At 64.3% G+C, this 9,940-nt stretch carries 5 protein-coding genes and 6 pseudogenes; 3 read left to right on the top strand and 8 right to left on the bottom strand.

Translation table 11 applies throughout. The features are described from left to right. Positions 1–221: 221 nt before the first annotated feature. The 3 genes and pseudogenes from BLT81_RS13460 (at position 222) to BLT81_RS13295 (ending at position 3,352) form a co-directional block, all read left to right on the top strand. On the top strand, positions 222–701 hold the full coding sequence (locus tag BLT81_RS13460; RefSeq protein ID WP_414835978.1) for a transporter substrate-binding domain-containing protein: 480 nt from the start codon (positions 222–224) through the stop codon (positions 699–701). Beyond that, a complete protein-coding gene (locus tag BLT81_RS13455) occupies positions 638–952 on the top strand; it encodes a type 2 periplasmic-binding domain-containing protein (protein ID WP_414835977.1) in 315 nt (104 codons plus the stop codon). Before BLT81_RS13460 ends, BLT81_RS13455 begins: the two co-directional genes overlap by 64 nt. Further along, positions 945–3,352: pseudogene (locus BLT81_RS13295) on the top strand (serine/threonine protein kinase). The gene BLT81_RS13455 and the pseudogene BLT81_RS13295 overlap by 8 nt, the downstream one beginning before the upstream one ends. Here the strand turns inward: BLT81_RS13295 and BLT81_RS12430 are convergent. The 8 genes and pseudogenes from BLT81_RS12430 to BLT81_RS12395 all read right to left on the bottom strand — a co-directional run bounded on the left by BLT81_RS12430 (position 3,301) and on the right by BLT81_RS12395 (position 9,898). Further along, positions 3,301–4,035: a hypothetical protein gene (locus BLT81_RS12430; protein ID WP_156784078.1), complete on the bottom strand. Its 735-nt coding sequence runs from the start codon at positions 4,033–4,035 to the stop codon at positions 3,301–3,303. The pseudogene BLT81_RS13295 and the gene BLT81_RS12430 overlap by 52 nt on opposite strands. Positions 4,036–4,276: 241 nt before the next feature. Further along, positions 4,277–5,014, bottom strand: a pseudogene (locus BLT81_RS12425) (IS3 family transposase); the annotation flags it as partial. A gap of 88 nt (positions 5,015–5,102) precedes the next feature. Then, positions 5,103–6,340 (bottom strand): annotated as a pseudogene (locus BLT81_RS12420) (IS256 family transposase). Between the two features lie 119 nt (positions 6,341–6,459). Continuing rightward, positions 6,460–6,940 (bottom strand): annotated as a pseudogene (locus tag BLT81_RS12880) (helix-turn-helix domain-containing protein); the annotation flags it as partial. A gap of 855 nt (positions 6,941–7,795) precedes the next feature. Continuing rightward, positions 7,796–8,179, bottom strand: a complete 384-nt coding sequence (locus BLT81_RS12410) for a hypothetical protein (protein ID WP_172812413.1) — start codon at positions 8,177–8,179, stop codon at positions 7,796–7,798. Between the two features lie 8 nt (positions 8,180–8,187). Continuing rightward, positions 8,188–8,523, bottom strand: coding sequence for a hypothetical protein (locus BLT81_RS12405; protein WP_156784100.1), 336 nt, complete (start codon positions 8,521–8,523; stop codon positions 8,188–8,190). After that, a pseudogene (locus BLT81_RS12400) lies at positions 8,451–9,439 on the bottom strand (ABC transporter ATP-binding protein). Before BLT81_RS12400 ends, BLT81_RS12405 begins: the two are co-directional and overlap by 73 nt. Then, positions 9,432–9,898: pseudogene (locus BLT81_RS12395) on the bottom strand (NUDIX domain-containing protein). Before BLT81_RS12395 ends, BLT81_RS12400 begins: the two co-directional pseudogenes overlap by 8 nt. Positions 9,899–9,940: the final 42 nt, after the last annotated feature.

Here is a 9,940-nt window from a genome sequence, read left to right as displayed (position 1 = left end):
CGCCGCCTGCGCTCCCACAGCCCCGCCGATTCCGCCCGCCGACCCGCCGCTGGTGTACTCGGGCCTGCCGCTGCCCGTCGGGGCGCAACTCGACCCGGCCGGCGTCGACCCGGCCAGCCCCTTCGTCGACGACTCCTTCTGGGAGGGCTCGCTGCGCCCCGACGACGCCACCCCGAGGAGCGCATCCCGAGATCCTGCAGCGCGGGCGCATCGTCGTCGGCGTGGACCAGTCCCAGTACCTGCTGTCCTACCGCGACACAGCCGTCGGCGACCTGCGTGGCTTCGAAATCGACCTGGCGCACGAAATCGCCCGCGACATCTTCGGCGACCCCGACCGGGTGGACTTCCGCTTCGTGGAATCGGGCCGGCGCGTCGCCGCCCTCGAAGAGGGCGACGTGGACATCATCGTGCGCACCATGTCGATCACCCCGGAGCGCGCGAAAAACTCCGACTTTTCCGTGCCCTACCTCGCCAGCGCCGTGCGCCTGCTCACCCCCTCAACAGCGAGATCACCACCATCGCCGACGCCGCCGAGAACACCATCTGCGTCGTCGACGGCTCGAACCTCCTCGAGCTCGCCCGCACAGTCGCCCCCGAATCTGGGATCCTGCGCACACGCTCCTGGGCGGACTGCCTCATGGCCACCCAGCAGTACCAGGCTGACGCCGTGCTGTCGGACGACGCCATCCTCGCCGGCATGACCGCCCAAGACCCCCATACACGCGTGCTCGACGAGACCTACGGCATGCAGAACTACGCCGTCGGCGTCCGCCGCGGCCGCGACGGGCTCGTGCGCCAGGTCAACGAGACCATCGAACGCATCGAACACGACGGCACCTGGCAGCGCATGCGGGCGGACTGGCTCGCCGACGCCCTGACCAGCCCAGCGCCGCCCCCGGCGCGCTACCGGGAGGAGCCCGTGCAGGACCCCGTGGAGGAAAGCAATGGCTGACGCACACCACCCCGAACCCACCGAAGCCGTCGAGTTCGACCCCTTCGCCGACGACGACACAGACGACACCGAGGCCGTCGAGTTCGACCCCTTCGCCGACGACGACACAGACGACACCGACGCGCACCCGTCGACAGCGGCCCCAGCGAGGAGTACGCCGGGCTCGGCGACATCGCCGGCCTGCTCAAGGACCTGGACAAGCTGCGCGAAGGCTCCGCGAACGAGAACTCCTCGCAGCGCTCCGCCGCAAGGCGCTGGACACCTTCCGCGAGCTGCGCGGCGCCAAGCGCGCCTCCCGCACCGTCGCCGACGGCATGGTCGAGCTGCCGTGGGTCGCCCCGGGCGAGCCGCGCGACGCGCTCATCGACCCGCTGCACGCCCACTCCACCAAGGGCGTGCCTCTGCCGCAGCTCCACCCCGGCGACATCGTGGCCAGCCAGTACGAGGTGATGGGCGTCATCGCCCACGGCGGCATGGGGTGGATCTACCTCGCCCACGACCACCACGTGGCCGGCCGCGTCGTCGTGCTCAAGGGCCTGCACTCCACCAAGAACGCCGACGAGACCGCCGCCGCGGCCGCGAGCGCGAGTTCCTCGCCGACATCACCCACCCCGGCATTGTCAAGATCTTCAACTTCATCGACGACCCGCGCGTGCCCGGCGGCTTCATCGTCATGGAGTACGTCGGCGGCCCTCGCTGCGCGAGCGCCGCAACGCCGAAGCACAACACCTCCTGCCCATCGACGTGGCCATCGCCTACATCCTCGAGGTCCTGCCCGCGCTGGGCTACCTGCACTCGCGCGGCGTGGTCTACAACGACCTCAAGCCCGACAACATCATCGTCACCGAGGACCAGGTCAAGCTCATCGACCTCGGCGCCGTCTCCGGCATCGGCGCCTTCGGCTACATCTACGGCACCAAGGGCTTTCAGGCACCGGAGGTGGCGTCCGAGGGGCCGTCGATAAGCAGCGATATCTATACCGTCGGCCGCACGCTGGCCTCCCTCGTCGTCGACCTGCCGCGCGAGGACGGCGTCTACGCGCCCGGCATCCCCTCCCCACCCGCGAGCCGACGTTCCGCCGCTACCTGTCGCTGTACCGCCTGCTGCTGCGCTGCTGCCACCCCGACCCCGCGAAGCGCTTCGCCAACGTCACCGAGCTCGAGGGCCAACTCCTCGGCGTGCTGCGCGAATGCCTGGCCATCCGCGACGGCGTGACGTACCCAGCGCAGCACTCCCTGTTCTCCCGCAGCGCACGACCTTTGGCACCAAGCACCTGGTCTTTCGCACCGACCAGCTGATCGACGGCATCTCCCGCACCGTCGAAATCACCCCCAAGAGGTCTTTTCCGCGCTGCCTTCCCCGCTCATTGACCGCGCCGACGTCGGCGCCTCCATGATCCAAGGCACCTCCTACCAGGAGCCCCAGGAAACCCTGGAAAACCTGCGCCAGGCCATGCAGACACCGCAGTACGAAGAGTCGACGGAGATCCCCTTCGGCGTCGTGCGCGCCATGCTCGACATGGGCCTGACCTACCAGGCTCGCAGCTGGCTCGCCTCGCTCAGCGACAAACTCACCGCCAACTGGCGCTACGCCTGGTACTCCGGCGTGATCAACATGCTGCTCGGCGACTACGCCGAGGCCCAACGCGACTTCACCACCGTCTTGTCCCACGTCCCCGGCGAGGCCGCCCCCAAGCTCGCCATCGCCGCCGTCGACGAGCTCATCTGCCAGCAGATCGCCCCGCGCGGCACGGACTTGCTTCTCGACGACATCGCCCGCGCCAGCACCGGCATCCGCACCAACCTCGCCGACCTGCCCAACAGCGTCTTCGAAGACTGGGAAGAACGCGGTATGCTCACCCCCGAGTGGCTGCTCATCACCGACGACCCCGCCATCCTGCGCTACAACTCCCTGCGCCTCTACGCCCTCGTCTGGCAAACCAACCCGGCCACCGTCTCCGCCGCCTTCGGGCTCGCGCGCCTGCTCATGGCCGAATCCGAAGTCGAGCTCGCCGTCGCCGCCCTCGACCGCGTCCCCCAGTCCTCCCGCCACCACCGCATGGCACGGCTGACCACCATCCTCGACCTCGTCTCCGCCTCCCTCACCGAATCCCGCATCCGCCGCGCCGCCCGCCGCCTCGAAGAGATCCCGAGCAACGAACCGCGCTTCCTGCAGATCAAGGTGTACGTCCTGCGCGCCGGGCTGACCTTCCTGCGCGACGCCGACGTGGAAAAAGCAGCGTCGGACCACAACCTCTTCGAATACCCCTTCACCGTCCACGGGCTGCGCAGCGGCATCGCCACCACACTGCGCGAACAAGCCCGCGTTGCCCCCTACGCCCACCACCGCTACGCGCTCGTGGACATGGCCAACAAGGTGCGCCCCTCCACCTGGTTCTGACCCTGCGTCAGCGCGATCGCCTCACGCACCCACCGCACCAGATCGCCGTTGCTCACATCCTCCCAGCTGGCGCGGATGAGCACCTTGTCACCGTGCATCGCCCAACGCTCGCGCTCGCGTTCCTCGCGCGTCACGCCCTTCCAGTCGTCGGCCCATTTGCACTTCCCGTCGGCCCCCACCGCGATGACATCGTTGATCACCATGTCGTGCCTGCCCACCTTTGGCTCCCCCCACGACGTGACGTACCGGAACGGAACCTGCTGCTCAAGCTTCACCAACCCCGGGATCTCCGCCACTAGGATGTTGTCGCGTGCTTGCGTCTCCAGCGGGCTCTCGCTCAACGGGCTGGCGTACTCCACCAACTCCCGGAACTCCTTAATTGTTTTCGCCCTGGGCAACACAGCCACCCACCTCAGCAGCTCGTCCTTTTCCACCCCGTTGATCTGCAGCGCCGACTCCACCGCCACCAACGCCTCCGCCCGGCCGTAGTAGCGGTACGTATCAAACAGCGCCATCGCCAGCGACGTCATCATCACCGAGCCACGCTCCCTGACGTGCTGCGGCGTCAGCATACCGCTGCGATACACCACCCCCTGCGGCCACAACGCGCGGGACTTCGCTCGTGTTGTCCCCTCCAGCACGAGGTCGATGCTGTCAACCCACGACAACGTCTTCACCCCCATCAACCGCAACGCGCCGGCCCTGTAAGCACCGCTTTGCGCCTGTACCTGGTGTAGAGGTACATGATCCTCTCGAATTCTTTTTCCCCGAGTTCACTCTCATGCACTCTGTCTAGCAGCCCCCGTGGGGTGCGCGCGCGAAATGCTCACTGCACTGTGGATAACGCTGTTCACGTAGTGCTGTTATCCACAGTTTCGGTGGGGCGGGTTTGAACTGGCCCCCGAAAGTTGGACTGGTTTAATTCTAGGCGGTTAGGGTTTCAAGGGTCTGATTCCGGTATTGCATCGGGGTCAGGCCCTTGAGTCGTTGTTGGAGTCGTTGCGTGTTGTACCACTGGATGTACTCGTCGACCGCGGCGGTGAATTGCTCGATGGTGTCGAAGACTTCTCCGTGGAACATTTCGGTTTTCAGGTGGCCGAAGAAGTTCTCCATGACTGCGTTGTCGTAGCAATTGCCTTTGCGTGACATTGACTGGACTCCATGGTGCTGGCTAATCAGGGTGCGCCAGGATGAGTGCTGGTATTGGAATCCTTGATCGGTGTGGATCATCCAGCCCGGCTTTGGAGCACACGCTTCGATCGCCTGCGCCAACGAGGCCGAGGTCAAGGCTGTGGTTGGCGATGTGGCCACTGTGTGGGCGACGATTGCGCGGTCGAACAGGTCCATCACCGGTGAGAGATACACCTTGCGGCCGGCGACCTTGAACTCGGTGACGTCGCTGACGAAAACAGAGTTGGGTTTATCCGGGGTGAAGTTGCGCTCGAGTGTGTTCTCGGCGATGTGACTGGTTGTGCCTGTGTAGGAGATGTAGGGCCTGCGCTGGCGGATCTTGGCTTTCAAGCCCATCTCACGCATGAGCTTTAAGACAAGTTTGTGGTTGACTATCCAACCTTGGTTACGAAGGTCGAGCAGTACCCGCCGGTAGCCGTAGCGGTGTTTGTTGCGCTTAAAACTGTCCCGGATCGCCTGTTTGAGGGTCAAGTCCACGGTGGTGGTGTATCTGCCTTCCGATATGAACAAGCAGGATGACGGTGTCAGGGGCCGTCACGAGCTCGGTGCTGGCGTGGGCTCATGCAACCTCCTGAGTGGATTCGCCGGCATCAATGACGGTGGCTGTCATCATCGTCTTGGTCTGTTCCAGGCTGGTTAGCGACATGTAGCGTTTCTGCTGGATCCAATCATCGTGTTGCTCGGCGAGTACCGCCCCGACCAGACGCACGACGGCGTCGCGGTTGGGGAAGATCCCCACGACGTCGGTGCGACGTCTGATCTCCCGGTTGAGCCTTTCAGTGGGGTTGTTTGACCACACCTTCGTCCACACCGCTTTCGGCGCGTTCGTAAACGCCAGCAGGTCGTCCAAGGATTCCTCCAGGTAATCCGCCACATGGGGGAACTTCTGCTGGCAAAACTCAATGACGTCTCGGGCCTGGTCCCACACGGCCTGGGCGTCGGGTTGTTGGAAGATCGTGTGAAACATCGCCGACAATGTCGGCCACTGGGTTTTCGGCACCATCGATGACAGATTCTTCGCGAAATGGGTGCGGCACCGCTGCCAGGATGCGTTGGGTAGGCAGTCACCCACAGCGGCTTGGATGCCTAGGTGGGCGTCGCTGGTGACCAGGTACACCTGATCCAGGCCCCGGGCTTTCAGGTCGCGGAAGAACCCGGTCCACGACGCGGCCGATTCGGCGGTGGCGACCTGCATACCAAGCAACTCCCGGTACCCGTCGGCGTTAACCCCGGTGGCCAGCAGCACGCTGGTTTTGACGACGCGCCCGCCTTCACGCACCTTCATCGTCAGCGCGTCGCAGGAAACATAGAGGTAGGGCCGGTGTCCAACGGGCGGGTGCGGAAGTCTTCGACCATCACGTCGAGTTCTTTGGCCATGGTAGACACCTGTGACTTCGACAGGTTGGTGATCCCGAGGGTGGCGACAAGGTCGTTCATGCGGCGGGTGGAGACCCCCTTGAGGTAGCAGGTGGCTACGACGGTGGCCAGGGCGCGTTCTGCTCGTGAGCGGCGCTCCAACAACCAGTCGGGGAAGAATGATCCGTGGCGAAGTTTCGGGATTCTCACGTCGATGGTGCCCACGCGTGTGTCCAGGTCGCGGTGGCGGTAGCCGTTTCGGTGGTTGGTGCGGGTGTCGCTGACTGTGGCGTAGTCGGCCCCGCAGATGCTGTCTGCTTGGGTGGAGAGGATCTGGTTGATGAAGTCCTGCAGCATCTGACGCATCAGATCCGGGGATGCTTGGGCGAGCAGCTCATCAAGGTAGGCGGTCGGGTCGATATGATTGGGTCCAGCGGTCATCGCGTTGGTTCCTTTCGAGGAGATGTTGGAATTGATTCGAAAGGTACTGCGGTGGCCGCCTCACACGTTCATGAGTCCCTCACCGACAGTCACAGGTACACCACGCTAGCGGACGCAACCTGTTTGAGCTCGGCATGTTTATCCGGTGCGGTGAGTCGTTTCTGGTGGTAGAAGAATGTCGAGCGTGCCATACCGGCCGCATCCAGGAGGTACTCCAAGCGGTGGTGTGACTTGAGGATGACGATCGCCTGGGCTTTTAGGCGTGTCCCTGGTTCCTCAATCCCGCAATTTTTTTAAGTAGGCGATTCCGCTTCCAGCCGTTCAACCTGGCAGCGAAGCTTTTCTTCCTCAGAAAGCACCTTCGGTTTGCCTGAACCTTTCGGCCTGCCCTTCGGCTTCGGGCGCAGAGCCTCGTCGCCGCCTTTGCGCCACTTAATCACCCAGTCCTTGACGAGTTGGTCGGATGAAAGATTGAACTTCGGGCAAGATCCATCTTCGACTCACCGGCCAGATGACGTTCCACAACCTCCTTCTTCGTCTCGAAGGAGTAGCGCTGCTTGTTCGGTTTCTCCACGAGACATAGCCTGCCACGCAGTTGGAAACGGCGATAGAGGCAGCGCGCTGCATCCCTCGAGACACCGACAACACGAGAAGCGGCGTGGGAACCCATTCCCTGCTCAAAAAGGTCGACTAACTGCTCACGCTGAACTTCACTCAGCGAACTACGTGCTCTCAAAGAACATGCTCCCCACTAGTTGTTAGCAACTGATTTCTCAGTCCAACTAATGGGGAGCAGTTCAGAGTAGAAGGGGGCATCTGGCCCAGACAGGTCGTCTTGACCAAAACTTAACCGGAACTACGACGATCCGAGATTGGCTCTTTGGTAGTTTCAATCTCTTTATCAGCTCCGTTGGCCAGTACGTTACGAGCGCTCCAATGTTGCTGCAAGTCTTTTCGTATCCAAATGGAAGCACTTAACTATTAGTTAACCTGGGCATTTACCGATTCCCCGCCCGCGGGACACGTTCACCCCGTCGCGTCCGTGACCGATCGGCCCGTTTTGTACGCACTAAAGACCGGCGCGGTCCACGCAATCTGTAGCAGCGGTTCTTTCACCTGCGTGTTCGCCGTCGATAAATAACTATTTTTAAGTCATTTCTTATACACGCGTCCCAGGTATCAATACCTACGCATGCGTAACATTAGGTTCACGTGATATTTTCCTCGATCTCTGCGAAAATAACTGCTCTGCGGGCCCTCCAACGGCGTTATACCGAACCCGTACAGGCCGATGGCATAGCAACGTGGAGGCGGGAGACACCCACCCCGAACCGGACGCTCGGGGGCCTCACATCGGACCCACGGGCCGACGCAGCCCGACGACGCCGCCGCCACAGAAAAAGGCCACGCAGCGGTTTCGCTAGCGTGGCCTACACAGGGTGGCGGGAGGGCGCCCTACACGTCGCGCCTTTCCAGCAGCACGATGCCGATCACCCACAGCGCCGCCGCCCAGCGGCGAACACTCCGAAGGACTGCACACGGTGAAGTCAGCGTGAGGGGCGTTGAAGGCAAAGGCGTAGAGGTTGGCAAAGGGCATGTACGGCGACAGCGCGTCTCCGACGCGGGGGATGAGGCTGACGAGCGCTCGAGGACGAACTGCAGACCGAAGGCGAGCGTGACGGCGCCGGCGGTGTTGCGCACGATCCAGCCGAGGCCTTGGACCATAAGGACAAGCACGGCGGCCGTCAGCGGCAGCGCCCACAGCGCGCGCGTAGTGGCGGGGTTATTCGTCCAGTCGGCGGCGTTAAACGCCAACGCGTCGCCGATAGTGAAGGACACCACGAGTGTCACCACGCCAGCAGCGCCGCGATGAGCGCATACAGCACGAGCTTCGTCGCGCCGACGGCCCACCGCGTGGGCGTGAGGCGGTACGTCGTGGCGGGGACGCCGAAGCGGTACTCGGTGGTCACCGTCATGGCCGCCTGGACGGTGAGGATGACCACGGCGATGAGCGTCACCGTCATGACAACGCTCAGCGGCACGTAGACCAGCCCGAATTCCGAGTCGGCGGAGGCCATCATGGCGGTGATCGCGGCGGGAACGGCGATGATCAGCCCGCTTGTCCACCACAGAGAGGCGGTGGTGCGCAGCTTGGTCCATTCGGAGGCGAAAAGGTTAAGCATTGTTGTCCTCCAGGCAGAGTACTGGCGTGGCCTTCGGTGGAGTGCAGGTAGGCGTCCTCGAGGGAGCCGCGGCGCTCGCTGAGCTCGGCAAGCTGGACACCGTGGCGGTAGGCCACGGCGCCGATCTCGTCGCCGTGCGGCCCTCGATGGTGACCTTGGGGCGCCCCGCGTGGTCCGCGCCGCGGGTAAAGGCGATGCCCTCGGCGGACAGCGCCGCCTCGAGCGCGTCCGTGGAGGTAGGGCGCACGACAGCGGCGACCGCCGAGTTCGACGCGATGAACTCGTCGACGCTCGTATCGGCCACGAGCTTGCCGCGTCCGATGACCACGAGGCGATCGGCGGTCTGCGCCATCTCCGCCAGCAGGTGGGAGGACACGAGGATCGTGCGGCCTTCCTCGGCCAGCCTGCGCAGCAGCGAGCGCACCCACGGATGCCCTCGGGTCGAGGCCGTTGATCGGCTCGTCGAGGATGAGCACCTCCGGATCGCCCAGCATCGCCGAGGCGATGCCCAGGCGCTGGCCCATGCCCAAGGAGAACCCACCGACCTTCTTGCCCGCGACATCGCTCAGGCCCACCAGCTCGAGGACCTCGTCGACGCGGAGGCGGGCAGCCCCGCCGCGCGCGCCTGCCACAGCAGCGTGTTGCGCGCCGTGCGGTTCGGGTGCACGCCCTTCGCGTCGAGGAGGGCGCCGACCCGGCGCGCGGGCTGTGAGAGGTCGCGGTAGGGGGAGCCGTCGATAAGCGCAGTGCCCGAGGTTGGCCTGTCCAGGCCGAGCATCATGCGCATCGTGGTGGATTTGCCGGAGCCGTTGGGGCCCAAAAATCCGGTGACCACTCCGGGGTTAACGGTAAAGGTGAGGCCGTCAACTGCCCGGACCTCACCGTAGACTTTTGTCAGGTCGCGCACTTCAATCATGCGTCTTAGTATGCACGAGCAACCTGCCCAGAGAGGCTTCGAATCCCGGGTGCAGGGGCAACGAACGCACATCATCAATGGGCACCCACCGCAAATCCTCGCTCTCGGCGTTCGGAGTGACCTCGATCGGCTGCCCCGTCGTCGTCGCGGCGAGGACCGTCGTGTAGGTCCACCCGACTCGAACGGCCCCGCCGTCACGAGCGCGTCGCGCACCCGCACCAGGCTGGTGTCAATGTCGCACTCCTCCACCGCCTCGCGCAGCGCGGCCTCCGCAACCGTCTCGTGTGAATCGCGCGCGCCGCCCGGCAGACCCCACGTATTGCCCTGCGCCGTCCACGGAGCCCGGTGCTGCAGCAAGACAGAGTCGCCTGCCTGCAAAAACAGCCCCGCGGCGCCGAAGCGCCCCCACAGCCTCAGCCCGTTCGGTCCGTCGACCCAGCCGTTTCCGTCTCCTTCCATATCCCCACAATAGGCAAAACCCTCCGGCGGCCGGGAACCCAC

Source organism: Corynebacterium timonense (assembly GCF_900105305.1).
Classification (GTDB): domain Bacteria; phylum Actinomycetota; class Actinomycetes; order Mycobacteriales; family Mycobacteriaceae; genus Corynebacterium; species Corynebacterium timonense.
This window is presented reverse-complemented; position numbering and strand designations above follow the sequence as displayed.

What these genes read in the sequence shown, in the direction of transcription:
- BLT81_RS13455 (WP_414835977.1), top strand. Translation starts at nt 638, where the DNA reads ATGGCCACCCAGCAGTACCAGGCTGACGCCGTGCTGTCGGACGACGCC.
- BLT81_RS12430 (WP_156784078.1), bottom strand. Translation starts at nt 4,035, where the DNA reads ATGGGGGTGAAGACGTTGTCGTGGGTTGACAGCATCGACCTCGTGCTG.
- BLT81_RS12405 (WP_156784100.1), bottom strand. Translation starts at nt 8,523, where the DNA reads ATGCTTAACCTTTTCGCCTCCGAATGGACCAAGCTGCGCACCACCGCC.